This is a genomic window from Kitasatospora sp. NPDC088134 (assembly GCF_044741705.1).
In the GTDB taxonomy this organism is placed as follows: Bacteria; Actinomycetota; Actinomycetes; order Streptomycetales; family Streptomycetaceae; genus Kitasatospora.
In genome coordinates, this window is the sequence record NZ_JBIUTD010000006.1 from 124113 (window position 1) to 149325 (window position 25213).

General features: G+C 72.5%; 19 protein-coding genes. 8 read left to right on the top strand and 11 right to left on the bottom strand.

Going from position 1 to position 25213, the window contains the following annotated elements; translation table 11 throughout:
* Window positions 1–120 precede the first annotated feature (120 nt).
* The 3 genes from ACIOHG_RS12340 to ACIOHG_RS12350 all read right to left on the bottom strand — a co-directional run bounded on the left by ACIOHG_RS12340 (window position 121) and on the right by ACIOHG_RS12350 (window position 7432).
* On the bottom strand, window positions 121–2376 hold the full coding sequence (locus ACIOHG_RS12340) for a hypothetical protein (protein WP_400948779.1): 2256 nt from the start codon (window positions 2374–2376) through the stop codon (window positions 121–123).
* Between the two features lie 310 nt (window positions 2377–2686).
* Complete coding sequence (gene murJ, locus ACIOHG_RS12345; protein WP_400948782.1) at window positions 2687–5035, bottom strand: murein biosynthesis integral membrane protein MurJ; 2349 nt, start codon at window positions 5033–5035, stop codon at window positions 2687–2689.
* A 54-nt stretch (window positions 5036–5089) separates the two neighbouring features.
* Window positions 5090–7432, bottom strand: coding sequence for a DUF6049 family protein (locus tag ACIOHG_RS12350; protein WP_400948784.1), 2343 nt, complete (start codon window positions 7430–7432; stop codon window positions 5090–5092).
* Between the two features lie 258 nt (window positions 7433–7690).
* On the opposite strand from ACIOHG_RS12350, the gene ACIOHG_RS12355 reads away from it, so the two are divergent.
* Window positions 7691–9133: a CCA tRNA nucleotidyltransferase gene (locus ACIOHG_RS12355; RefSeq protein WP_400949263.1), complete on the top strand. Its 1443-nt coding sequence runs from the start codon at window positions 7691–7693 to the stop codon at window positions 9131–9133.
* Window positions 9134–9145: 12 nt separating this feature from the next.
* On the opposite strand, the gene ACIOHG_RS12360 is transcribed toward ACIOHG_RS12355, so the two are convergent.
* Both ACIOHG_RS12360 and ACIOHG_RS12365 read right to left on the bottom strand, forming a co-directional pair.
* Window positions 9146–9724: a hypothetical protein gene (locus tag ACIOHG_RS12360; protein WP_400948787.1), complete on the bottom strand. Its 579-nt coding sequence runs from the start codon at window positions 9722–9724 to the stop codon at window positions 9146–9148.
* Between the two features lie 109 nt (window positions 9725–9833).
* The gene (locus tag ACIOHG_RS12365; protein ID WP_400948790.1) at window positions 9834–11135 is read right to left on the bottom strand and encodes an MFS transporter; all 1302 of its coding nucleotides are present in this window, start codon (window positions 11133–11135) and stop codon (window positions 9834–9836) included.
* Window positions 11136–11302: 167 nt separating this feature from the next.
* On the opposite strand from ACIOHG_RS12365, the gene ACIOHG_RS12370 reads away from it, so the two are divergent.
* Window positions 11303–12073 (top strand): peptidoglycan-binding protein, encoded by a 771-nt coding sequence (locus ACIOHG_RS12370; RefSeq protein WP_400948793.1) that lies wholly within the window; start codon window positions 11303–11305, stop codon window positions 12071–12073.
* Window positions 12074–12260: 187 nt separating this feature from the next.
* On the opposite strand, the gene ACIOHG_RS12375 is transcribed toward ACIOHG_RS12370, so the two are convergent.
* On the bottom strand, window positions 12261–13343 hold the full coding sequence (locus ACIOHG_RS12375) for an inositol-3-phosphate synthase (RefSeq protein WP_014136999.1): 1083 nt from the start codon (window positions 13341–13343) through the stop codon (window positions 12261–12263).
* A gap of 142 nt (window positions 13344–13485) precedes the next feature.
* On the bottom strand, window positions 13486–14148 hold the full coding sequence (locus ACIOHG_RS12380) for a PadR family transcriptional regulator (protein ID WP_400948796.1): 663 nt from the start codon (window positions 14146–14148) through the stop codon (window positions 13486–13488).
* Window positions 14149–14444: 296 nt separating this feature from the next.
* Between ACIOHG_RS12380 and ACIOHG_RS12385 the strand changes: the two genes are divergently transcribed.
* A complete protein-coding gene (locus ACIOHG_RS12385; protein ID WP_400948798.1) occupies window positions 14445–17042 on the top strand; it encodes a transglycosylase domain-containing protein in 2598 nt (865 codons plus the stop codon).
* Between the two features lie 85 nt (window positions 17043–17127).
* Window positions 17128–18708, top strand: a complete 1581-nt coding sequence (locus tag ACIOHG_RS12390; protein WP_400948800.1) for a glycosyltransferase family 87 protein — start codon at window positions 17128–17130, stop codon at window positions 18706–18708.
* A gap of 90 nt (window positions 18709–18798) precedes the next feature.
* Here ACIOHG_RS12390 and ACIOHG_RS12395 read toward each other — a convergent pair whose 3' ends face one another.
* The 3 genes from ACIOHG_RS12395 to ACIOHG_RS12405 all read right to left on the bottom strand — a co-directional run bounded on the left by ACIOHG_RS12395 (window position 18799) and on the right by ACIOHG_RS12405 (window position 21486).
* Window positions 18799–19830, bottom strand: a complete 1032-nt coding sequence (locus ACIOHG_RS12395) for an alanine racemase (RefSeq protein WP_400948803.1) — start codon at window positions 19828–19830, stop codon at window positions 18799–18801.
* Between the two features lie 46 nt (window positions 19831–19876).
* Entirely contained in the window at window positions 19877–20995 is a 1119-nt protein-coding gene (locus tag ACIOHG_RS12400) for a lipid II:glycine glycyltransferase FemX (protein ID WP_400948805.1), read from the bottom strand.
* 185 nt (window positions 20996–21180) lie between these two features.
* Window positions 21181–21486 (bottom strand): hypothetical protein, encoded by a 306-nt coding sequence (locus ACIOHG_RS12405; protein ID WP_400948808.1) that lies wholly within the window; start codon window positions 21484–21486, stop codon window positions 21181–21183.
* A gap of 237 nt (window positions 21487–21723) precedes the next feature.
* Here ACIOHG_RS12405 and rpsF point away from each other — a divergent pair, with 237 nt between their 5' ends.
* The 4 genes from rpsF to rplI all read left to right on the top strand — a co-directional run bounded on the left by rpsF (window position 21724) and on the right by rplI (window position 23469).
* The gene (rpsF, locus tag ACIOHG_RS12410; protein ID WP_400706710.1) at window positions 21724–22014 is read left to right on the top strand and encodes a 30S ribosomal protein S6; all 291 of its coding nucleotides are present in this window, start codon (window positions 21724–21726) and stop codon (window positions 22012–22014) included.
* Between the two features lie 98 nt (window positions 22015–22112).
* Window positions 22113–22700, top strand: a complete 588-nt coding sequence (locus ACIOHG_RS12415; RefSeq protein WP_400948810.1) for a single-stranded DNA-binding protein — start codon at window positions 22113–22115, stop codon at window positions 22698–22700.
* A 68-nt stretch (window positions 22701–22768) separates the two neighbouring features.
* Entirely contained in the window at window positions 22769–23005 is a 237-nt protein-coding gene (rpsR, locus tag ACIOHG_RS12420) for a 30S ribosomal protein S18 (RefSeq protein WP_014136990.1), read from the top strand.
* A gap of 17 nt (window positions 23006–23022) precedes the next feature.
* The gene (gene rplI / locus ACIOHG_RS12425; protein WP_400948812.1) at window positions 23023–23469 is read left to right on the top strand and encodes a 50S ribosomal protein L9; all 447 of its coding nucleotides are present in this window, start codon (window positions 23023–23025) and stop codon (window positions 23467–23469) included.
* A gap of 73 nt (window positions 23470–23542) precedes the next feature.
* On the opposite strand, the gene ACIOHG_RS12430 is transcribed toward rplI, so the two are convergent.
* The gene (locus ACIOHG_RS12430) at window positions 23543–24892 is read right to left on the bottom strand and encodes an MATE family efflux transporter (RefSeq protein WP_400948813.1); all 1350 of its coding nucleotides are present in this window, start codon (window positions 24890–24892) and stop codon (window positions 23543–23545) included.
* Between the last annotated feature and the right edge of the window lie 321 nt (window positions 24893–25213).

A 25213-nucleotide genomic window follows, 5' to 3' on the forward strand; every position in this document is an offset into this window, starting at 1 on the left:
TCCGCTCCGGCGGCCCCGGTCACATCGTTGGGGATCCGGTCGGACGGATCAAGGGGTGCGGACGGATCAAGGGGTGCGGACGGACCGAGGGGTGCGGACGGACCGAGGGATGCGGGCGGGTCAGCCGTTCACCTGGATCTCGGCGACCTTGCCGCGGTAGCCGCCCTCGTCGTTGCTGGGCAGGCCGGTGAGCCAGAGCAGCAGGTACCGGGTGGACACCGGGCTGCCGGGCTTCAGCGCGAGCCTGGTCCCGGAGCCGTTGGCGATCGCGGGCCCGAAGGAGCGGAAGCCGTTCTCGTCGGCGCTCGGGGCGTTGGCGGCGCCGGTGGGGGCGGCCCGCAGCTCGACCTTGGTGTCGCCGATCAGCTGGACGTCCACCGAGCCGACGGTGCGGACCGAGCCGAGGTCGATCAGCAGGCCGGTGCCGGGCCGCCAGGCGCCGAACTGGTCGTTGTAGCGCTGGGTGGTCCAGGCGGTGGCGGGGTTGCCGTCCGTCGCGTTCGGGACTTCGCCGCTGTGCTCGTCCTTGGTGTCGCCGTAGGCGTTGAACGGACTGAGGGCGCTGATGCCGATCTTCTGGCCGGTCAGCGCCGGACCGGCGGCGGTCGGGGTGGGCGCGGGGGCGGTCCGGCCGTCGGTGGGGCTCGCCGCCGCCCGGTCGTTGACGTACTCCACCAGCTGCCAGGAGCCGACGGTGACGGCGGAGAGCGCCACCAGCGAGGCCGTCCAGCGCAGCGCGCGGCGCAGGCCGCGGCGGCGGCGCGGGGCGGGCCGGGGGCCGACCGGGCGGTCCGGCGCGGGCTCGGCGACCGGGGGGAGCACCTGGGTGGGGGCGCCGGAGGAGTACCGGGGCCGGGCGGCCGGGAGCGCCCGCAGGGCCGGCGGGGCGGGCTGCTCCGGGGGCCGGACCTTGGGCATCGCGGCGATCGCCGCGGCCAGCTCGGCGGGGCCGGTGAGCTGCCCCTTGGGGTGCGGCTCGCACAGGATGCGGGCGGCCAGCTCGGCCAGGCCCTTGTGGACGCCCGCCCGGACCTGGTCCGGGGGGACGCAGCCGAGGTCCTCGGGCAGGCCCTGCAGGTCGTACCGGTTCTCGGGGTAGGGCCAGCGGTGGGTGAGCGCGGCGTACAGCAGGGCGCCGATCGCCCGGACGTCGGTCCGCTCGGCGTCCTCGGTGGGGAGGCCGCGCAGGGCGGCGTCGACCGCGATGCCGTTGATCCGGTACTGGCCGCCGTCGGTGCGCAGCACGCACTTGGGGGTGAGCCGGAGGTGGGCCTGGCCGCGCTCGTGGGCGGCGGCGATCGCGTCGGTGACCTGACGGACCAGCTGGTAGGCGTCGTAGGGCTCCATCGGGCCGTCCGCCAGCAGCTCGCCGAGGTCGCGGGCGCCGGGCAGCCACTCGCGGACCACGTAGACCAGCTCGCCCTCCTGCACCGCGTCCAGCACCTGGACGAAGCGCGGGTCGCCGAGCAGGGCGGCGCTGCGGGCGGCGGTCAGCACCGACTTGGCGCGGCGGTGGCCGGCCGAGAGCAGGTGGACGCCGACGGCGCGGCGCAGCTTCTCGTCGACGGCGCGCCAGCTGGTGAAGGACTCCGACTCGGAGATGCACTCCTCCAGCCGGTAGCGGCCGCCGATCCGGTCGCCGCTGTGCCGCTGCGGGGCGGGCAGCACGGCGGGCAGGGTGGCGGTGTCCGCGTCCAGGGTCTCGGTGCTGGTGGCCGGGGCGGGTTCGGTGGGCTCGACCGGCGGCAGCGGGCGGCGCACGCCGCGGCTGCGGGAGGGGCGCTCCGGGCGGGCGCCGCGGGCGGTCAGTTCGGCGTCGATCTCCTGGGCCGAGAGCGGGGCGGTGGCCTCGGCGGGCAGGTCGGTGTCGTCGGTGGCGGGAGTGCCGGGAGCGCCGTGGGTGGCAGCCCCGGCGGGCAGGTCGGCGTCGTCGATGGTGGCGGCGGGGGAAGCGGTGGCCTCGGCGGCGGTGGTCACGGCGGCCTGCGCGGCGGCCTCGGCGGCGGCCGCCGCGGGGCGGGGGTCGGGCTGCGGGGCGGCGGGCTTGAGCGCGGGGGCCTTCGGCGGGGCTGGTTTGAGCGCCGGTGCCGCCCCGGTGGCCCTGGTGACGGCGCCGTTCGGCGCGCCCTTGGCCGGGGCCTTGGCGGCTGCCGCGGCCGTGCCGTTGGCCGCGCCGGTGCGCTTCGCGGGGCCGTTCGCGGCACCCTTGGCGGGGGCCTTGGCCGGTGTCCTGGCGGCGCTCTTCGCGGCGCCCTTCGCGGGGCTTCCGGCGGCCCGGCCGGGGCCGGTCTGCTGCTCCGGAGTTCCGGGCTCGGCCCGGGACGCCGCGCCGTCCGTCCCGGACGTGTCGACGATCGCCTTGGTGCCGTCAGCCACCGTGGTCCTGCCTCCCCTTGTGTCGCCCCGGACGGTCCCGGGACGGTCGACGCCCCGTTGCCGGGGGTGGTCGGCCGTGCAAGGTCAATTGTGCCCACTCCGGGCCGTCCCGTACGACCTCTGAGAGTGCCTGGGGGTTGCCCGATTACCCACTTCCGGTGGAACGGCAGACGAATGGGCCGGAATCGGGGTACACCCCGACTCCGGCCCACGGAAAGCGGACTGAGGGTCCGACGGATCGACTCCACCCGGTTGAGGCGGCGTCAACCCCGGTGCGGCCTCCGGTGCGGTCTCCGGTGCGGCGCCCGGATCAGCGGCCGAGCTTGCGGCGGAGCATGCCGGTGAGGGAGCTCAGCTCCTCGATCCGCATCCGGCGGGCCACCACCAGGAACACCGAGAGCTGCGCGCCGGCCGCCACCAGCAGGGTCAGCACGCTGCCGAACCACCCGTCCAGCACCTGCAGGGCGAGCACCTCCAGGACCAGGCCGACCACGGCGGCGGGCAGCGAGGCGATCGCCAGCCGGACGTAGGTCTTGGTGATCCGGCCGGTGTCCAGGCCGCCGATCTTCGCCTTCAGCTTGGGCACCGCCACGGTCACGCCGACCGCGTACGACAGGCCGTAGCCCAGCGCCATGCCGGTGACCGCCCACTGGGCGGGCAGCACCAGCCAGCACAGCAGCGCGATCAGGGCCTGGGTGACCGCCACCCAGACCGTGTTGGAGAACGGTGTCCGGGTGTCCTCGTAGGCGTAGAAGCCGCGCAGCAGCACGTACTGCACCGAGTACGGGATCAGGCCGAGGGCGAAGGCGGAGAGCATGAAGCCGACGCCGGTGGCGCCGTGCGCGACCGCGCCGCCGTTGCCCAGGCCGTAGATCGAGGAGCCGATCACCGGGCCGAGTGACAGGAACAGGAACGCGGCCGGGACGATCGCCACCGCCGAGGTGCGCAGGCCGTACGAGAGGTCGTCGCGGACCGCGCCGCCGTCCTCGTCGGCCGCCGCCCGGGAGAGCCGGGGGAGCACCGCGCTCATCACCGAGACGGTGATCACCGCCATCGGCAGCTGCCAGATCAGCAGCGCGTTGGAGTAGGCGGCCAGGCCGACGCCGAGGTGGCCGTCATCCTCGGCGGCCTTGCCGGCGGCGGTGGCGAGCTGGGTGATGACCAGGAAGCCGGCCTGGTTGGCCAGCACGAACAGGAAGGTCCACTTGGCCAGCCGGGCGGCCTTGCCCAGGCCGTGCCCGCGCCAGTCGAACCGGGGCCGGAAGGAGAAGTCCGCCGCCCGCAGGTACGGGATCATCGACAGTGCCTGCACGGCCAGGCCGAGCATGGTGCCGATGCCGAGCAGCCGGACGCCCTCGGGGGAGATGGTCTGCGGGGTGACCTCGGTGTGCTGGAAGGTGCCGTACACCGCGATGTACATCACGAAGGTGAAGATCACCACGACGTTGTTCAGGACCGGCGTCCACATCATCGCGCCGAACCGGCCGCGGGCGTTGAGGATCTGGCCCATCACCACGTGCACGCCCATGAAGAAGATGGTCGGCAGGCAGTAGCGGGCCAGCGCCACCGTGGTGTCGGCGCTGGCCCGGTCGCGCATCAGCGCGTGCGAGATCAGCTGCACCAGCACCGGCGCGGCCAGCACCGCGACGAACACCACGCCGGCCAGGCCGGTCACCACCAGGGTGAGCAGCCGGTTGGCGTACGCGGTGCCGCCGTCCTCGTCGTTCTTCATGCTGCGCACCAGCTGCGGCACGAACACCGCGTTCAGCGCGCCGCCGCCGATCAGGATGTACAGCAGGGTGGGCAGCGTGTTGGCGGCGTTGTACGAGTCGCCCATCGAGGCCACGCCGATCGCGGCGGCGATCACCATGGTGCGCAGGAAGCCGGTGCCGCGGGAGACCAGGGTGCCGGCCGCCATGATGGCGCTGGAGTTCAGCAGGTTGGCGACCTTGCTGCCACCGCCGCCGCTGTTCTCGGCGGCGGGTGCGGCGGGTGCGGCGGGCGCGGGCTGCGGTTCGGCGGGCGGAGCGGCGGCCGCGTCGGCCTCCAGCACCGCGGCGTCGGCCCGCAGCAGCGCCTCCTCCTCGGACAGCGGCGGGTCGAACTCGATCGGCGGCACGTACGGGTGCGGGCCGGGCCCGGCGGGGGCGGCGTTCGCGGCGGCGCCGGACAGCAGGGAGTCCACCCCGACGTACTCCACTTCCTCCGCCGGCCGCCCGAGGTCCCACCGCCGGTCGGCCGGCGGCGCGGCCGGGGCGGCAGCGGGCTCCACCGGCTCCGCCGCGACCGGCTCGGCGGTCTCGGCTGCTCCGGTGCCGACCCCGGCCGCGGCCTCGGCGGCGGCCGACGCCCAGCGCGGGGCCGGGGCGATCAGCTGGAGGGTGCTCTCCGGGTCCTGGCCGGGCGGCGGCGCCGCGCCCTCCGCGGGATGCGGCGCGGGGGCGTCCGCCCCGTACGGCGCGGCCGGCCCGGGGACGGCGCCGTACGGGTCCGCGGCGCCGTAGGCCCCCTCGGCGTACGGGTCGTGGGCGTAGGTGTCGGCGACGTACCAGTCGGCGCTGGGGTCCGCGGGCGCGGCGGCGGACCGGGGGCCGCCCGGGCCGTCCTGGGGCCGGCCGCCGCCCTGGTCCTGTGCTGCTCGCTCGCTCCGCTCGTTCATGCCACCAATCCACGTCAGAAGAGAGGGGGGTGTGGGCCCCCGGGGTGGGACGGCCTAGTGATCCACCTTCTCATCACCGGCCACCCGATCCGTGTCACCCGAGCCGGACGGCGGCTCCGCGTCGGACGGCGCTCCCTCGGCACCGTCCAGCGGGCGGTCCGGGTCCTCGTCCGCCTCACCCGTCGCCCTGCGCTTCTTGCGCTGCAGGGAGAACCGGACCCCGGCCAGGATCATCAGCACGGTACCGCTGGCGATCACGTACGTCACGCCGCTGGCCACCGAGGTCACGTCGACCGTGAACACCACCGGCTCGCCATAGGGCTGGGCGTTCGGGCCGGTGGTCCAGAGCTGCGCGGTCACCAGGACCGGGCCGTTGACCTGGGCCTCGGCGGGGAAGCGGAAGGTGCGGCTGGTGGTGGCGTCCAGCACCACCGGCTGGATCGGGTAGTCGATCTTGAGGCGGTTCTGCTGGGCCGAGCTGATCCGCAGCTCCAGGTTGCCGACCGACTGGGTCAGGTCGTTCTTCACACTGACCAGCAGCGTCGCGTTGTCGCCCGGCAGCGTCACCATCGTCTTCGTCGGCACCCGGACCGCCGACTTCAGGTTGGTCAGGTAGCGCTGCACCCCGGCCCGGTACTCCCGGCCCTCCTGCGGCCGGTCCCGCCACTCGGTCGACATCGCCCGGACCATGGCCGCGCCGAACGAGCCGCGCACCCGCTCCGGCTGGGTCAGGATCGTCAGCAGCTGGTCCACGCCGTCCTGCAGCGACATGGTCTCCGCCAGCTCGGCCGAGGACAGCTCCGAACCCGCGGCCTCCGGCGGGTAGGTGCCCGGGACGTCGGCGTTGGCGTTCGGGTCCGGCTTCTCCTCGGCGACCTTCTGCAGCGTCACCGGCGTCACCCAGCCGCCGTTGCCCGAGGCGCTCTGCATCGCGTCGTGCAGCGCCTGCGCGGTGCCGACGGTCAGTGCCCGGGCCGGCAGCACCAGCAGGCCGCGCGGGTGCTCGGGCTCCTGGTGGGCGATCGCCAGGCTCTCGGCGAGGAAGCGCTGCTCGGCCGCGGTGCGGTCGCTGTCGGCGGCCAGGTCGTGCTGGAACGGACCGGCCAGCACGGGGTCGGAGACCACCGCGGTCTGCCCGTTGCCGATCGACCGGGCCGCGCCCGGGGTGTACGACAGCTTGTCGCTCTCCGGCATCGAGTCGCCGTTCACCAGCAGCACCCGCCCGCCCGCGGCGGCGGACACCGCGGCCGTCCGCTGGTCCAGCCAGCCCTGGTACGGCCAGGCCACGTCCGAGTGGGCGTCCACCGACAGCCGCAGCTCGGTGGTGATCTGACCTGCCGTCACGGCCTTGCGCAGCGCGGCGTCCATGCCCTTCAGACCGGCCCCGTTGTGCGCGATCGAGGCCAGGTCCGGGTCGGCGTACGGCAGCGACACCACCTCGGTGCCGGGCGCGGACAGCGCCTGCCGCAGCTTCGCCAGCCAGGCCGTGGCCGCGTCCCGGCCGCCGCCCTGCACGGTGTTGTCCTCGCGCGCGGAGTCGCCCAGGGTGCCCGGCTTCTGCACCCGGTACGCCTTGGTCATCGCGTACACGGTGTCCAGCAGGTTCGGGTCGATCGCCCAGGTCAGCCCCGGCATGGTGGCGCCGATCTCGACCAGCCGGTTCAGCCGGCCGTCGCCGGTGAGCTCGGCGGCCAGGCTGTCGTCGCGCAGCACCGGCGTCTGGTCGGCGTCCGGCATGGTCTGGGCGACCAGCACCGGGGTGTGGGTCAGCGGCCAGACCACCGCCACCTCGGACGGCTTCGCGGCGGTCCGCCCCTGGAACGGCAGGTAGGTGCGGGCGATGCCCAGCGAGTGCGGCTTCTCGTCGCCGGTGCTGCCCCAGACGTCCACCGCCAGCTCGTAGCTGCCGGTCTCCTTGGCCCGCAGCGCCGACACCGGCAGCGAGACCGGCACCGTCCGGCTCTGCCCCGGCTCCAGGTCGCCGAGCTCCGGCGCCGGACTGTCCAGCGCCACCCCGTCGTAGGTGTTGCTGGGGGTGGAGCGGGTGGCGACCAGGGCGAGCTCGCTGCGCGCCGTCATCGGTCGGGACTGGTTCGGCTGCCGGACCTTCAGGGTCGGCGACTTCAGTTTCTCCGCACCGGAGTTGGCGACCGTGACGGTCACCGTCACGGTGTCGTTCTCGTGCGCGGTCCGCGGCGAGACGGTGTCGATCCGGACCGTCGCCGGGTAGTCGCCGGCGGCGGTCGCCAGCACCGGGGCCGCGGCCGCCGCCGGGGCGCCCGCGATCGCCGCGACCAACCCGCCCGCCAGCAGGGCCGCGGCGCTCCTGACCGACCGGCCCGCCCGCCGTCCGCGGCGCCCGGTCGCCGCTGTACCCCGCCCGGTCCGCTCGTCCACGCGCGTCCTCGCCGTTCCCGATCGTCTCGATCACTCCACGCACCCGCCGCGGCCGACCCGACCGGCGGTCTCCCACGAGGAGCGTTCACCCGGCATGGTAACGACGCCTCCCGGCCCGTAGTGCTGCGGGCCGGGAGCTGTCCGGGCGGGCCGGGGGAGCGAAACGGGAGGGCGGCGGGTCAGGCCGGGCACGTACCCTTGTGAGCCGTGTCCACTGCCAATGCGTCCAGCGCCAATCATTCCAGCTCCGCCGACCCGATCGCCCTGCCGGGGCTGACCGAGGCGCAGACCCGCGGCCTGCAGGAGCTGCTCCGGGTCTCCCCGGTCGCCGACGAGATCGCCCGCCGCTTCCAGGAGGCCGGCCACCGGCTGGCGCTGGTCGGCGGCTCGGTCCGGGACGCCCTGCTCGGACGGCTCGGCAACGACCTCGACTTCACCACCGACGCCCGCCCGGAGCAGATCCTCAAGCTGGTCAAGGGCTGGGCCGACGCGGTCTGGGACGTCGGCATCGCGTTCGGCACCGTCGGCGCCCGCAAGGACACCCCGGAGGGTTCGTTCCTGATCGAGATCACCACCTACCGCAGCGAGGCCTACGACCGGACCTCCCGCAAGCCCGAGGTCAGCTACGGCGACTCGATCGAACAGGACCTGGTGCGCCGCGACTTCACCGTCAACGCGATGGCCGTCGACCTGCCCGGCCGGGGCTTCGTCGACCCGCACCGCGGCCTGGAGGACCTGGAGGCCCGGGTGCTGCGCACCCCCGCCACCCCCGAGGAGTCCTTCTCCGACGACCCGCTGCGGATGATGCGCGCGGCCAGGTTCGCCGCCCAGCTGGACTTCGACCCGGCGCCCGAGGTGGTCGCCGCGATGACCGCGATGGCCGACCGGATCGGCATCGTCTCCGCCGAGCGGGTCCAGGCCGAGCTCAACAAGCTGCTGCTCGCCGAGCACCCGGTCAAGGGCCTGCGCCTGCTGGTCGACACCGGCCTGGCCGACCACGTGCTGCCCGAACTCCCCGCGCTGCGGCTGGAGAGCGACGAGCACCACCGGCACAAGGACGTCTACGAGCACTCGCTGACCGTCCTGGAGCAGGCGATCGCGCTGGAGACCGACGGCCCCGACCTGGTGCTGCGGCTCGCCGCCCTGCTGCACGACATCGGCAAGCCGCGCACCCGCCGCTTCGAGTCCGACGGCCGGGTCTCCTTCCACCACCACGAGATGGTCGGCGCGAAGATGACCCGCAAGCGGATGCGCGAGCTCAAGTACTCCAACGACCTGACCAACGAGGTGTCCCGGCTGGTCGAGCTGCACCTGCGCTTCCACGGCTACGGCGGCGGCGAGTGGACCGACTCCGCGGTGCGCCGCTACGTCGCCGACGCCGGGCCGCTGCTGAGCCGCCTGCACAAGCTGACCCGCTCCGACTGCACCACCCGCAACAAGCGCAAGGCCGCCGCGCTGGCCCGCACCTACGACTCGCTGGAGGAGCGGATCGTCGCCCTCCAGGCGCAGGAGGAGCTGGACGCGATCCGGCCCGCGCTGGACGGCAACGAGATCATGGAGCTGCTCGGGCTGCGCCCCGGCCCCGCGGTCGGCCGCGCGTACAAGCACCTGCTCGAACTGCGCCTGGAGCACGGCCCGATGGAGCACGAGGCCGCGGTGGCCGCCCTGCGCGAGTGGTGGGCGGCCCAGCCGCAGGACTGACGTCCGCCGGGCTCAGCGCACCGAGGCGGTGGGCTTCGGAACGCCGGTCGCGGCACCGGTCGGGGCGGGCTTCACCGTCCCGCCGGTCGTCCCGCCCGGGGTGCCGCCGGTCGTGCCGCTGGTCGTGCCGTTCGCCGGGACCAGGCACAGCCGGTACTTCTTGGTCTTGCCGCTCTTCCGGTACCGGCCGTCGTGTGCGGTCGAACCCGGGTGGCTCTTGGCGCAGTTGACCGGGCTGGCGATGTAGTTGTCCCTGGCCTGCACCTTCCAGGCGGCCTCCGGGGCGGTGCACGCGACCTTGCCGTGCTTGGCGTTCAGGCACTCGCCGACGGCCGGGCCCTTGTCCGGCTTGAAGACCGCGTACAGCGCGAACAGGCCGCCGATCAGCACCGTCACGATGCCGATCTGCCACAGGCAGCCCGCCTTGCGCTTCGTCTTCGCGGACGGCTCGGGCGGCGGCGGGTTCTGGCCCCAGGACTGCGGCTGGCCGTAGCCGGAGGGCTGCTGCCCGTACGGCGGCGGCTGCTGGGCGCCGGGCAGGCCGTACGGGTTGGGCTGCCCGTACGGGCCGGGCGGCGGCGGATTGCTCATCTGTTCTTCCCCCATGAGACATGCGACGGAAACGCGGTGCCGTGCGCCCACGACCCTAGCGCCCGCCCGTGATCCCGTCAGGCCGTGGCCCCGTCGGGCTGGGCCCCCGTCAGGCCGGTTGCCCGGCCCGGCGGGAGGCCCGGAAGTAGAGCAGCGCCCCGACCGCGTACAGCACGCCGAGGCCGACCAGCACCGGGACCGAGCGCCCGTGCAGCGGCAGCACCAGGGCGGTCACCCCGGCCGCGGCCACGAACGCGACGTTCACCAGCACGTCGTAGAGGGCGAACACCCGGCCGCGGAACTCGTCCTCCACCGACTCCTGGACCAGGGTGTCCGCACAGATCTTGGTGCCCTGGGTGGCCACCCCGAGCAGCAGTGCGGCGGCCATCACCGGAACCTGCCGGAAGCTGGTGCCGAGCGCGGGGACGATCACCGCGGCGCCGGCCAGGCAGACCGCCATCCAGCCGGACAGGCCCAGCCGCCGGGTGCACCACGGGCTGACCAGCGCGGCCAGGCCGAAGCCCACCGCGGACATGCTGACCGCCAGGCCGAGGGTGGCCAGTCCGCCGTCCACGTCCGACGGGTCGTTGAAGGTGTACCGGGACAGCATCAGCACCACCACGGTCAGCACCCCGTAGCCGAACCTGGCCAGGGTCACCGCGGCCAGCGCGTGCACCGCCGGACGGCAGTCCCGCAGCAGGTGCCGCACCCCGCCCAGCAGGTCGTGCCAGGTGGTCGACAGGGCCTCGCGCAACGGGAGTTCGCTGCGCCGCTCGGGGCCCAGCTCGTCCGGCCCGATCCGCCGGGCGGCCAGCGCGGCGGACAGGTACAGCAGGGCGGACAGCGCCACCATCGCGGCGTTCGCGCCCGGGCCGGGCGACATCACCAGCCGGATCAGGACACCGAGGCCCGCGCCGCCGGCCGCCGCGACGGTGCCCAGGGTCGGTGACACCGCGTTGGCGGTGACCAGTTCGGAGGCGGTCACCACCCGGGGCAGCGCGGCGGACAGGCCGGCCAGGATGAACCGGTTGAACGCCATCAGCAGCAGCGCCGCCGTGTAGACCAGCCCGCGCGGCGCCTCGATCAGCACCAGGGCGGTGGTCAGCAGGCCGATGCCGAACCGGGCCAGGTTGCCCCTCAGCAGCACCTGGCGCCGCCGCCAGCGGTCCAGCAGCACCCCGGTGAACGGGCCGATCACCGAGAACGGCAGCGTCACCACGGCCAGGGCCGCGGCGATCTCGACCGGGGAGGACTGGTGGTCCGGCGAGAAGATCGCGTAGGTGGCCAGCGAGGCCTGGAACACCCCGTCCGACAGTTGCGAGAGCAGCCGGACCGTCAGCAGCCGCCGGAAGCCCGGCCCGTGCAGCAGCCCGCTGAGGGTGGCCTCCCGCGGGGGCCGTTCGGTGATCACCCGCCAAGGGTGCCACGAGCCCGGCGGCGTTTCACGTGAAACATCCGCCAACGGACGGCGACCGGTCACCGGCGCGGCACCGATGTCCTGGACGCCGTCCGGTCGTTGAGCACCCGGGGAGGAACCCGGGGGAGGGACCGACGCACCACGCACCACGAGAGGCTCCCATGCGCGACGAGTTCACCGCCCTGCTGCTCGGCCAGGTCGGTCAGCACGAGGGACGCGACCCCGACGGCAGCTGGAACAACCACCAGCGCTACAGCACCGAGACCCCCGGCCTGGAGTGGTCCGACGGCCAGCCCTGGTGCGCGACCTTCGAGTCCTGGGGTGCCCACCAGGTTGGCATGGACGGGCTCTGGCCGATCACCGCCTCCTGCCTCTACGCCGTCAACTGGTGGAAGCAGCAAGGCCGTTGGACCGAATATCCGGTGCTCGGCGGCCCGTTCTACCTCGGCCCCGACGGCGGCACCCACACCGGCGTGGTGGTCGCCTACGACGCCGACACCATCACCACCGTCGAGGGCAACACCAACACCGGCGGCTCCCCGCAGGGCGACGGCGTCTACCGCCGCACCCGCAACCGCCGCGGCCCCGGCTCCCCGTACGGCTACGGCGTCCCCGCCTACCCCGAGGGCACCGTCTCCGCCGACCCGGGGCTCGGCGGCGTGCCCTCGGCGCGGACCTCCGGGCAGGCGACGGCGCCGGCGGCGCAGGCCCCGCGCTGGCCCGGGCGGTACCTGCAGCTGCAGACCCCGATGCTGCACGGGGACGACGTGCTGATGTGGCAGAGCCGGATGGCGGCCCGGGGCTGGGCGATCACCGCGGACGGCTGGTACGGCCCGGCCTCGGCGCAGATCTGCCGGGCCTTCCAGCAGCGCCACGGCCTGGGCGTGGACGGCATCGTCGGCCCGATCACCTGGAACGCGACCTGGTCCTGACCCGCCGGTGAAACGCCGGAGGGCCGCCCCGTTCGAAAACGGGACGGCCCTCCGGCACCGCCTGGCAGAACGTCGGATCACCGGAAAATCAGCACCCGGTGCTCAGTGCTCAGCGCTCAGCCATGACAGCGAGCAGGCTTCGCTGCGCTCAGCGCTCACCGGCAACAGCGAGCAGGCTTCGCTGCGCTCAGCGCTCGACCTCGCCGCGGATGAACTTCTCGACGTTCTCCTTGGCCTCGTCGTCGAAGTACTGCACCGGCGGGGACTTCATGAAGTACGAGGACGCGGAGAGGATCGGGCCGCCGATGCCGCGGTCCTTGGCGATCTTCGCGGCGCGCACGGCGTCGATGATGACACCGGCCGAGTTCGGGGAGTCCCAGACCTCGAGCTTGTACTCGAGGTTCAGCGGGACGTCGCCGAACGCGCGGCCCTCGAGGCGGACGTACGCCCACTTGCGGTCGTCGAGCCACGCCACGTAGTCGGACGGGCCGATGTGGACGTTCTTGGCGCCCAGCTCGCGGTCGCGGATCTGCGAGGTGACGGCCTGGGTCTTGGAGATCTTCTTGGACTCCAGGCGCTCGCGTTCGAGCATGTTCTTGAAGTCCATGTTGCCGCCGACGTTCAGCTGCATGGTGCGCTCGAGGATGACGCCGCGGTCCTCGAAGAGCTTCGCCATCACGCGGTGCGTGATGGTCGCGCCGACCTGGGACTTGATGTCGTCGCCGACGATCGGGACACCGGCCTCGGTGAACTTGTCGGCCCACTCCTTGGTGCCGGCGATGAACACCGGGAGGGCGTTCACGAAGGCGACCTTGGCGTCGATGGCGCACTGGGCGTAGAACTTGGCGGCGGCCTCGGAGCCGACCGGCAGGTAGCAGACCAGGACGTCGACCTGGCGGTCCTTCAGGACCTGCACGACGTCGGCCGGAGCCTCGTCGGACTCCTCGATGGTCTCGCGGTAGTACTTGCCCAGGCCGTCGAGGGTGTGGCCGCGCTGCACGGTGACGCCGGTCGGCGGCACGTCGCAGATCTTGATGGTGTTGTTCTCGCTGTTGCCGATGGCGTCGGCCAGGTCGAAGCCGACCTTCTTGGCGTCCACGTCGAAGGCGGCGACGAACTCGACGTCCTTCACGTGGTAGTCGCCGAACTGGACGTGCATCAGGCCCGGGACCTTACCGGCCGGGTCGGCGTCCTTGTAGTACTCGACACCCTGCACCAGCGAGGCGGCGCAGTTGCCCACGCCGACGATGGCTACGCGAACCGAACCCATTCCGGTTGCTCCCTGAATCTCATGAGGTCCGCCGTGCTGTGGCGGGGTCCTCGTTCCACATGTTCTGTCTGTCAGACGGGCGCGCGGGGCGCCCACGCCTCGCCGCGGGCGGCGGAGCCGGCGCGGTGCTGCGGCACTCCGGTCAGGAGCGCCCCGGGCGGTCGTACGGTGGCCCGGTCGGGTCCGGGGACCCGGCGGCCGGGCCACGGCCGTCCGAAGTGTCGGGGGACGCGGGTCCGCGTCCGGTCCTGGTGGCCCGCTCGGTCTCGATCAGCTCGTTGAGCCAGCGGACCTCGCGCTCCACCGACTCCAGGCCGTGGCGCTGGAGTTCGAGGGTGTAGTCGTCGAAGCGCTCGCGGGTGCGGGCGACGGAGCTGCGCATCCGCTCCAGCCGCTCCTCCAGCCGGCTGCGGCGGCCTTCCAGCACGCGCATCCGGACGGCCCGGTCGGTCTGCCCGAAGAAGGCGAAGCGGACGCCGAAGTGCTCGTCCTCCCAGGCCTCCGGGCCGGAGTCGGCGAGCAGCTCCTCGAAGCGCTGCTTGCCCTCCGGGGAGAGCCGGTAGGTGATCTTCGACCGCTTGCCGTTGAGCGCGGTGGCCGGGACGTACTCGACGTCCGGGTTGTCCTCGACCAGGAAACCCTGGGCGACCAGGCTCTTCAGACAGGGGTAGAGCGTTCCGTACGAGAAGGCCCGGAAGGAGCCCAGCAGCACGTTGAGCCGCTTGCGCAGCTCGTAGCCGTGCATGGGCGCGTCGTGGAGCAGGCCGAGGACGGCGAATTCGAGGACGCCGGAGCGTCGGCTCATGCCGCCTTCCTCCTTCCGTGAGGGTCCTGCTCGTCCGGACCGGGGGCCGGCCCGGCAGAGTATGCCGGGCCGATGTGTCGCGCCGATGTATCGGCTCGATATATCGGCCACACTAATCCCGGGTCACGAAAGGAGCAAGGGGGGCACGCGTAACCGCGATCACAAGGGGTTTGGGCAACGGGCGTGTAATGAATCCCGGTCGGTTCGTCCCGGTTGGCTCGTAATGCCCGATTGGAGACCTTTTTTGGGGCCGTACTCTTTCGCCTGTGCACCCTGGACCGAGGAGCTGCTGAGAGATGAGCGAACACCGGCGCAGGTCGGCCGACCCCGGGGGCGAGCAGCCACCCCGGAACGCCGACGCGGGCAGGCCGTATGCCTACGGCAACCCGGTCGAGGGCGCACCCGAGTACGGAAGCGGCCCCGGCGGTGAGCCGGGTCTGCGACGGGCGGTCCGGCAGACCCCCGAGCAGCCGCGGCCGACCCGGGCGGAGATGCGCAAGCAGTCCCGCAAGGGTGGCGGCTCCGGCGACGGCGGTTCCGGTGGCTCCGGCGGCGGCCGGGCGGCCGGTCGCGGCGGCAGGCCCGGCAAGCCGGGCAAGAAGCGGCTGATCGACTACCCCCGGTTCGGCAAGCAGGGCTTCCGGCGCTGGATGCCCTCCTGGAAGCAGGTGCTGAGCCTGTTCCTGGTCTTCTTCGGCGGCGGCGTGGCGGCGATAGGCACCGCCTACGCGCTGGTCGAGGTGCCGAACGCGAAGAAGGCGCTGGAGATCCAGAGCAGCACCTACTACTGGGCCGACGGCTCCGAGATGGTCCGCAAGGGCTCCACCAACCAGCAGCTGGTGGAGCTCTCGGCGATCAGCCGGTCCGCCCAGGACGCGGTGATCGCGGCGGAGAACTCGACCTTCCGCACCGACTCCGGCATCGACCCCAAGGGCATCGCCCGCGCCGTCTACAAGATGGCCACCGGCGGGGAGACCCAAGGCGGTTCGACCATCACCCAGCAGTACGTGAAGAACGTCTACCTGTCGCAGGACCAGACCCTGTCGCGGAAGGCGAAGGAGTTCTTCATCACGCTGAAGGTGAACGGGTCGAAGACCAAGGAGGAGATCCTCGAGGGCTACCTGAACACCAGCTGGTTCGGCCGCGGCGCGACCGGCATCCAGGCCGCCGCGCAGGCGTACTACGGCGTGGACGCCAGCAAGATCGACAACTGCCAGGGCGCCATGCTGGCGGGCCTGCTGAAGGGCGCGGGCCTCTACGACCCCAGCCTCAGCAAGGAGAACCACGCGCGCATGGTGGAGCGCTGGAACTGGATCCTGGACCGGATGGTCACCACCAAGGTGCTGTCCGCCGAGGACCGGGCCAAGTGCAAGGACTTCCCGGAGCCGATCCAGGTCAAGGCGAACGCCGACATGAACGGCGAGATCTCCTACCTGGTCGACACCGCCAACAAGTACGTGATGGCCCAGGACCCGAGCATCACCCAGGCGGCGCTGGACCGCGGCGGCTTCGAGATCCACACCACCTTCCAGAAGGACAAGGTCGACGCCCTGAAGAAGGCCGTCGACGACTTCCAGGCGGCCCGGCTCCACCCGGACAAGGAGCCGAAGGACCAGAACATCCAGATCGGCGCGGCCTCGGTGGTGCCCAACGACGGCGCCATCGTGGCGATCTACGGCGGCCCGGGCATCGACAAGAACCACTTCACCAACAACGCCGACGCCAAGGGCGTCCCGGTCGGCTCGACCTTCAAGCCGATCGTGCTGGCGACCGCGATGGAGAACGGCGTCCTCACCAAGAACGGCGAGGACGGCCAGCCGGCCAAGATCAACCCGAACTCGCGCTACCTGGCCGAGAACATGTCGGTGATCCGCCGCCCGGACGGCACCCCGGCCATCGGCGACGACGGCAAGCCCTACAAGCAGCGCAACAGCGACGGCGGCGGCAAGGGCTACGTGACGCTCCGCCAGGCCATGCAGTGGTCGTACAACGTGCCGTTCGTGCAGCTCGGCCAGGACGTCGGCGGCAAGAACGTCGAGAACATGGCGCTCAAGCTGGGCCTGCGCAAGGAGAGCCTGGCCCCGTCCAGCACGCTGACCTTCCCGCTGGGCACCTCGACCCCGAGCGCGATCCGGATGGCCTCGGTGTACTCGGTGTTCGCCGCCCGCGGCCAGCAGACCGACCCGTACTCGGTCACCTCGGTGAAGTACCACGGCAAGGACCTGCCGAACATCGGCAAGCCGGCGCCGAAGACCGCGCTGGACCAGGCGGTCGCGGACAACATCACCGACGTGCTCTACAACGTGGCGAAGAACGGTACCGGTACCAAGACCAACGAGCTCGGCTTCCCGGTGGCGGGCAAGACCGGCACCACCGACGACGGCATGTCGGCGTGGTGGATCGGCTTCACGCCGACCCTGTCCACCTCGGTCAGCATGTGGCGCGAGGACCCGGCCACCAAGGCGGGCCTGCAGTCGCTGGACGGCACCGGCGGCAAGAGCGACGTGCACGGTGGTGACTTCCCCGCGGAGATCTTCACCCGGTACATGAAGGTGGTCGGCCCCGGGAACCCGAAGGCCTTCCCGACCCCGGCGCCCTGGGGCGACCAGGTCGACTCCTCGGGCGCCCCGGCCACCGCGTCCGCCTCGGCCTCGGCCCCGGCGTCCGCGCCCCCGGTCGAGCAGCCGCCGACGATGCCCTCCATGCCCACGGAGAGCAGCACGCCGCGCCCGCCGACCCCCGGCCCGACCTCCAGCAAGACCCCGGACTGTCTGCTCGGTCTCTGCCCGAGCACCGGCAACACCAAGCAGCCGACCTCCCCGCCCACCAAGACCGGCGGCCCCGGGGGCGGCGGCCCCGGCGGTGGTGGCGGCGGCGTCAACACCGGCGGCTAGCGCCGGGAGGCACCGATCCGGAGGGGCACGGGGACGCGAGCGCGTCCCCGTGCCCCTCTTCGATTGCGCGGGGCCGTGCGGCAGTATGTGCGCCATGACGTCCAGCCTTCGTGACGAGACCTCAGCGCCCGGCCCCGCCCAGGCCGAGGGACCGCTGCCGAATACCGTGGTGGTGCCCGCGGACGAGGACCCGGTCGCGGCGGCCGGCAGCGAACTGCTCGGCGGCCCGCCCGGGCGCCGGGCGCTGCTCGGGGTGTCCTGGTGGACGCCGGCCAAGTTCCTCGCGCTGGCGGTGATCGCCTGCTACGTGATCGGCCTGTTCCAGAAGGCCCCGTGCTACACCGACGGCTGGTTCCACGGCGCCGCCACCCAGTACACCAAGGCCTGCTACAGCGACATCCCGCACCTGTTCACCGGGCGCGGCTTCGCGGACGGGCTGCACCCGTACCTGGACCCGATCCCGCAGAGCTCGCCGGACATGCAGTACCTCGAGTACCCGGTGCTGACCGGCCTGTTCATGCAGATCGCGGCCTGGCTGACCACCCGCACCGGCGACGTGATGAGCCGTGAGCAGTGGTTCTGGATGGTCAACGCCGGGATGCTGATGATCTGCGCGGTGGTCGCCGTGGTCGCCACCTCGCGCACCCAGCGCCGCCGCCCGTGGGACGCCCTGCTGTTCGCGCTGGCCCCGGCCCTGGCACTGAACTCCACCATCAACTGGGACCTGCTCGCGGTGGCGCTGGCCGCCGTGGCGATGGCCTACTGGTCGGGCTCCCGGCCGGTCTGGGCGGGCGTGTTCATCGGCCTGGCCACCGCCGCCAAGCTGTACCCGGTGCTGCTGCTCGGCCCGCTGCTGATCCTCTGCCTGCGGGCCGGCCGGTGGAAGGAGTTCGGGCAGGCGCTGGGCGGCGCGGCCGGCGCCTGGCTGGTCGTCAACCTGCCGATCATGCTGGCCAACTGGAAGGGCTGGGTGACGTTCTACAGCTTCAGCCAGACCCGCAAGGAGGACTTCGGCTCCTTCTGGCTGATCTTCATGCAGAGCGTCAACAAGGGCCGGAACCTGGAGACCCTGAACACCTGGATCGCCGTCCTGCTGGTGCTCTGCTGCCTGGCGATCGCCTGGCTGGGCGTCAGCGCCGCCCGCCGCCCGCGCTTCGCCCAGCTGGCCTTCCTGGTGGTGGCGGCCTTCGTGCTGACCAACAAGGTCTACTCGCCGCAGTACGTGCTCTGGCTGGTCCCGCTGGCCGCGCTGGCCCGGCCGCGCTGGCGCGATTTCCTGATCTGGCAGGCCTGCGAGGTGCTGTACTTCCTCGGCGTCTGGTCGTACCTGGCGAACATCAGCGACAACAAGCACCACGGCATCGACCAGGACTGGTACCACTTCGCCATCGCGCTGCACCTGGTCGGCACCCTGTACCTCTGCTACGTGGTGGTCCGCGACATCCTGTACCCGGACCGCGACCCGGTCCGCTGGGACGGCAGCGACGACCCGTCCGGCGGCGTGCTGGACGGCGCCCCGGACCGGTTCGTCCTCGGTACCGCACGCGGCCTGCGCGAGGAGGCGAGCTACGCCGCGTACGCCCCGCAGGACGACTGGCTGGCGAAGCCCCTCCCCGCCACCGGCACCACCGCCGTGGAGCCGGAGCCCGGTCCGCGCCCCGAGTAGGCCCGCCCGGCCCCGCACGCGAGGAAGCCTGCCCGCCGTCCCCGGCGGGCAGGCTTCCTGCCGTCGTACCGCTGCTGCGCCGCGGTCGGCTCAGCGCTCGACCACCCGGTCGAAGTGGGTGGTGGTGTGCCGGATCGTCAGCTTCAGCTCCTCGCCGATCGCCGGCGGCGCGATCTCGCCGGGCAGGAACAGGATCGACACCTGCATGTGCGGCGGCTCGGCGAACCACAGCTGCTTGCCCTGCCACGAGTACGGCGAGAGCGTCCGGTTGACGGTGGCCAGGCCGGCCCGGGCCAGCCCCTTCGCCTTGTCGACCGCCCGGCTCACGTACTTGGGCGCCTCCAGGCCGACCCCGTGCGCGGTGCCGCCGGTGACCACCAGCAGGTGGCCGTCCGACTTGGCCTTGTTCTGCCGGTAGCCGTAGCGCTCGCCGGAGGCGATCGGGGTGACGTCGAGGACGGTGGCCCGGGAGGCCAGCGCCGCCACCTCGCCCAGCCAGAGCCGGGTGCCGATCCGGGACCGGAACTCGGTGCCGGGGTACTGGCCGGCCAGCCGCTGGACGTCCTTCGCGGCCAGGTGGCTGAGGTAGATCCGGCCGGTGGGCAGCCCGGCGTCGGCGATCGCCCGGACCACGCCGGCCACCTCGTCGACCGGGTCGCTGCCGTCCGGCCGGTCCAGCGGCAGGTGCACCGCGAAGCCCTCCAGCACCAGGTGCTGCACCGGCAGTTCGGCCAGCCGCGACAGCGCCACGCCGTGCCGCCGCATGCTGGTCATGCACTCCACCACCACCCGGGTCCCGGGCGGCAGCGCGGCGAGCGCCTCGGGGTGCGCGACGGTCCGCACCACCCGGCCGGCCGGCAGCCGGACGTCCGGCTCGCCGGGCCGGAACGGGGTGAGCACCAGCAGGTCGCCGGGGAAGACGGCGGCCAGCGCCGCCGCCTCGTCGGCGGTGCCGGCCGCCAGCATCGGCACACCGAGCCGGACGGCCTCGCCGGCCAGCCGGGCGTTGCCGAAGCCGTACCCGTTCCCCTTGGCCACCGGGACCAGCCCGGGGAACTCGGCCAGCAGCCGCTGCTGGTGCGCCCGCCAGAGGTCGGTCTCCACGTACATCGTCAAGGACACGGCGTTCTCCCCGGGGTGGTGGGCGCGGTGGTGGTGGGCGCGGTGGTCACCGGCGCGACATGTAGATGTCGAGGGCCTTGTGCAGCAGCTTGTTGAGAGGGAAGTCCCACTCGCCGAGGTACTCGGCGGCCTGGCCGCCGGTGCCGACCTTGAACTGGATCAGGCCGAACAGGTGGTCGTCCTCGTCCAGGGTGTCGCTGATGCCGCGCAGGTCGTAGACGCTCGCCCCGAGCGCGTACGCGTCCCGGATCATCCGCCACTGGATCGCGTTGGACGGCTTCACCTCGCGCTTGTGGTTGGCCGAGGCGCCGTAGGAGTACCAGACGTGCTCGCCGACCGTCAGCATGGTGGTCGCGGCCAGCGCCTCGCCGTCGTGGTAGGCGAGGTAGAGCCGCATCCGGTTCGGGTCCTCGGCGGACAGCGCCTTCCACATCCGCTGGAAGTAGGACAGCGGGCGCGGGGTGAAGCGGTCGCGCTCGGCGGTCACCAGGTAGAGCTGGTGGAAGACCGCCAGCTCCTCGTAGCCGCCCTGGACGACCTCGACGCCGCTCTTGTCGGCCTTCTTGATGTTGCGCCGCCACAGCTGGTTGAAGCCGCGCTGCACGTCGTCCAGCGAGCGGTTGCCGAGCGGCACCTGGAACACGTAGCGGGGCTGCACGTCGCCGAAGCCCGCGCCGCCGTCCTCGCCCTGCAGCCAGCCGGAGCGGCGCAGCTGCTCGGCGGTCTCCGCCGCGCGCGGCTCGTACCAGTCCGGCTCGACGTCGCGCAGCCGCTTGGCCTGCTTGCCGGCGATCGCGTCCTTGATGGTCTGCGCCTCCCAGCGGCGGATCACCACCGGCGGGCCCATCTTCACCGTGAACGCGCCCTGCGCCTTCAGGTGGGCCAGCATCGGCTTCAGCCAGCCGTCCAGGTCGCCGTCGAACCAGTCGATCACCGGGCCCTCCGGCAGGTATGCCAAGTACCGCTTCACCTTGGGAAGTTGGCGGTACAGCACCAGTCCGGCCCCGACGATCCGGCCGGACGCGTCGAACCAGCCCAGGCTCTCCGACCGCCACTCCGCCTTGACGTCCGCCCAGGACGGCACCTGCATGTGACTGGCCGAGGTCCGGCTCTGCACGAAGGCGAGGTGCTCCTCACGCGTGATCGTCCGCAACCGCAGGCTCATGCTCCGTGCTCCTCCTCGTCGGGTCTACCCAGGGGTGACCCTATCGCCGCCCGAATCCCCGCTCCGGCCCGGACCGGGCCGGACGTGGCGGCGCCCCCCGTTCGCACCCGTGCAGGGGGTGCGTCCGGAGGGCACCGGAGGTCGAGCGGACCGGTTCCCGGGCTAGCCGGGGCCGCGCCCGGGGGTCACCACACGCCGCCGAACAGGCCGCCGTGCGCCACCCCCAGGAACAGGCCGAACGCGGCCGCGCCGGTGCCCAGCACGACCAGGAAGCGCTCCGCGGTGGTCACCGAGAGGAACAGTCCGGTCAGGCCGGCGGCGACGCCGAACAGGCCGGTCCAGGAGGTCAGCAGGTGCAGGTGGTGGAAGAACGAGGTGATGAAGGCGATCGCGCCGAGCAGGACGGTCACGCCCACGAGGGCGTTCTCCCGCGGGTGCGGGTGGCCGTCGGTGTTGAGGGTGAACTGCGGCCGGTGCGCGGTCTGGGCCATGGGGCTCACCTCCGGGGGAGGGGGAACGTTCGTTCTGTCCAGGTTGCGACCGATGTGACCGAAGTGACAACCCCGGGAGGGCGCTGTTTTGTCCACCGGTCGGCCCACCCGGTAGGCTGGCCCCTCTGCACCGGTGTAGGGGCGTGCCCGCATGCCCGCCACCACCGGTGCCGACGCGCAAAGCCCTCCTGCCACGGAGACACCGTGGCCGTTGAGTCCAAAGGAGGTGGGTTACACATGCGTCACTACGAGGTGATGGTCATCCTCGACCCCTCGGTCGAGGAACGCGCTGTCTCTCCCCTGATCGAGAGCTTCCTCAACGTCGTCCGCACCGGCGGTGGCAAGGTTGAGAAGGTCGACACCTGGGGTCGTCGTCGCCTGGCGTACGAGATCAACAAGCAGTCCGAGGGCATCTACTCGGTCATCGACCTCAAGGCCACGCCCGAGGTCGTCAAGGAGCTCGACCGCCAGCTCAGCCTGAGCGAGTCGGTTCTGCGGACCAAGGTCCTGCGCCCGGACACCCACTGAGCCCTTCCGGCGCCCGCGCCGGAGGCTCGCGTCCGGTGTTCCCCGTGGAACACCGCTGACGAGCACCGCAGAACTTCTTTCCGAGAGGTCATCACCACATGGCAGGCGAGACCGTCATCACCCTCGTCGGCAACCTCGTCGACGACCCCGAGCTCCGCTTCACCCCGTCGGGTGCGGCGGTGGCCAAGTTCCGCATCGCGTCCACTCCGCGCACCTTCGACCGCCAGACCAACGAGTGGAAGGACGGCGAGAGCCTCTTCCTCACGTGCAACGTCTGGCGTCAGCCCGCGGAGAACGTGGCCGAGTCCCTGCAGCGCGGCATGCGCGTGATCGTGCAGGGTCGGCTGCGCCAGCGGTCCTACGAGACCAAGGAGGGCGAGAAGCGGACGGTCTTCGAGGTCGAGGTCGATGAGGTCGGCCCGAGCCTGCGTTCGGCGACCGCCAAGGTCACCCGCGCCAACCGGACCGGTGGTCCGGGCGGTGGCGGCGGCTTCGGCGGCGGCGGTCAGCAGGGTGGCGGCTACGGCGGCGGCGGCAACCAGGGCGGCAGCTGGGGTGGCAACTCCGGCGGCCAGTCGGCTCCGTCCGACGACCCGTGGGCGTCCAGTGCCCCCTCGTCCAACCAGGGCGGCGGCAGCTGGGGTGGCAACTCCGGCGGCGGCTACTCGGAAGAGCCCCCGTTCTAAGCGGTGCGGGCCGGGCCTCCTGAGGCCCGGCAACGCTGACAGATCTCGTACTCAACGGAGCACACACCATGGCGAAGCCGCCCCCCCGCAAGCCGAAGAAGAAGGTTTGCGTCTTCTGCAAGGACAAGGCCACGTACGTGGACTACAAGGACACGAACCTGCTGCGGAAGTTCATCTCCGACCGTGGCAAGATCCGTGCCCGCCGGGTCACCGGCAACTGCACCCAGCACCAGCGCGACGTCGCCACGGCTGTGAAGAACAGCCGTGAGGTGGCGCTGCTGCCCTACACGTCCACCACGCGCTAAGAGAGGGTGACCCAAGCATGAAGATCATCCTCACTCACGAGGTCCCCGGCCTCGGCAGCGCCGGCGAGGTCGTCGAGGTCAAGGACGGCTACGCCCGCAACTTCCTGGTCCCGCGCGGCTTCGCCATCCGCTGGACCAAGGGCGGTCAGAAGGACGTCGACGCCATCCGTCGCGCCCGGAAGATCCACGCCATCCAGACCCTCGAGGCCGCCAACGAGGTCAAGGCCAAGCTCGAGGGCCTGCAGGTCAAGCTGGCCGTCCGCTCCGGCGACGCCGGCCGCCTGTTCGGCTCGGTGACCCAGGCCGACGTCGTGGAGGCCATCAAGGCCGCCAGCGGCCCGGCCGTGGACAAGCGCGCCGTCGCGATCGCCTCGCCGATCAAGACCGTGGGCACCCACAAGGTCTCGGTCAAGCTGCACGCCGACGTCCAGGCCAACCTCGACGTCAACGTCGTCGCCGCCTGAACGCAGCAGTAACGCAGGCCGGAGGGCCGGACCCCGTTCGCGGGGTCCGGCCCTCCGGCCGTTCTCCCGGCGCTCAGGTCCGGACGGCGCCGGTGACCATCCAGTGGCCGGTGCGGACCCGGCCGGCCAGGAACGCGGCCCGGGTCAGCATGAACAGGTTCATCGCCCACCACAGCCCGGCCAGCCCCAGGCCCAGCGCCGGCACCGCCAGCGCCGCCGGGACGAACACCAGCAGGGTCGCCAGCATCGCCCGGGCCAGGTAGCGGCCGTCGCCCGCGCCCATCAGCACGCCGTCCAGCACGAACACCAGCCCGCCGACCGGCTGGGTCAGCGCGGCCAGCAGCAGGGCGGTGGACAGCTGCCCGCGCACCGCCGGGTCGGCGCTGAACAGCGGGACGTACAGCGGCCGGGCCAGCACCATCAGCAGGCCGAACAGCACGCCCGCGCCGACGCCCCACTCGATCATCCGCCGGGTCGCCCCCCGGGTGCCGGGCAGGTCGCCGGCGCCGAGGTAGCGGCCGATGATCGCCTGGCCGGCGATCGCCACCGCGTCCAGCGCGAAGGCCACGAAGGACCAGACGGTCATGGTGATCTGATGGGCCGCCACCTCCGCGTCACCCAGGTGCGCGGCGACCGCGGTGGCCAGCAGCAGCACCGCCCGCAGGCTCAGCGTGCGCACCAGCAGCGGGCCGCCGGCCCGGGCCGAGGCCCGGATGCCGGTCCGGTCGGGGCGCAGCGCGGCGCCCTCCCGGCGGGCGCCGCGGACCACCACCGCCACGTACACCGCGGCCATCGCGTTCTGCGCGAGCACGGTGCCCCAGGCCGAGCCCGCCACCCCGAGGCCGGCGCCGTAGACCAGGCCGAGGTTGAGCAGCAGGTTGGCGGTGAACCCGCCGATCGCCACCAGCAGCGGGGTCCGGGTGTCCTGGAGGCCGCGCAGCACGCCGGTGGCGGCCAGCACCAGCAGCATCGCGGGCACCCCGAGGGCGCTGATCCGCAGGTACGCCACCGCGTACGGCTCGGCGGTGGGGGAGGCGCCGAGCAGCCGGGCGGCCTGCGGGGCGAACGCCAGCGTCAGCACCACCAGGGCGGCGGAGAGCAGCAGCGACAGCCAGATCCCGTCGACGCCCTGCTGGATCGCGGCCCGGCGGTCGCCGGCCCCGATCCGGCGGGCCACCGCGGCGGTGGTGGCGTAGGCGAGGAAGGCGAACACGCCGACCACGGTGGTGAGCACGACCGAGGCGATGCCCAGGCCGGCCAGCTGGGCGGTGCCGAGGTGCCCGACGATCGCGGAGTCGGCCATCAGGAACAGCGGCTCGGCGACCAGGGCGCCGAAGGCCGGGACGGCCAGGGCGAGGATCTCCCGGTCGTGCCGGCGGCGGTCGGCGGCGGGCCGGGCGGGGGCGGGCGTTCTTACGGGCATGGGCCCAGCCTACTCATCCACAGGTAATGGATGCTAACCCTTTATGACACTTACTCGATCCGGGGTGGAGAGTGTGTCGAACGCCTCTTCGGGTCGAGTCCGGTTTGTGTGAATAATTTCTCATGCACAGGCCGAAGAGTGATTATCCCCAGCTCAATGGGGGTGGCGTTAGGCCGATTGGATGGTTATCCACAGGGTTGTGCACAGCTTTGCCGGGGTTCTCCACAGGCTGGGGACGGTTATCCACACACCCTGTGGATAACCGTCCGGGTCCGAGGGCGCCACGTACCGTGACACGGGCCGGACCTGACGGCCGTTCAG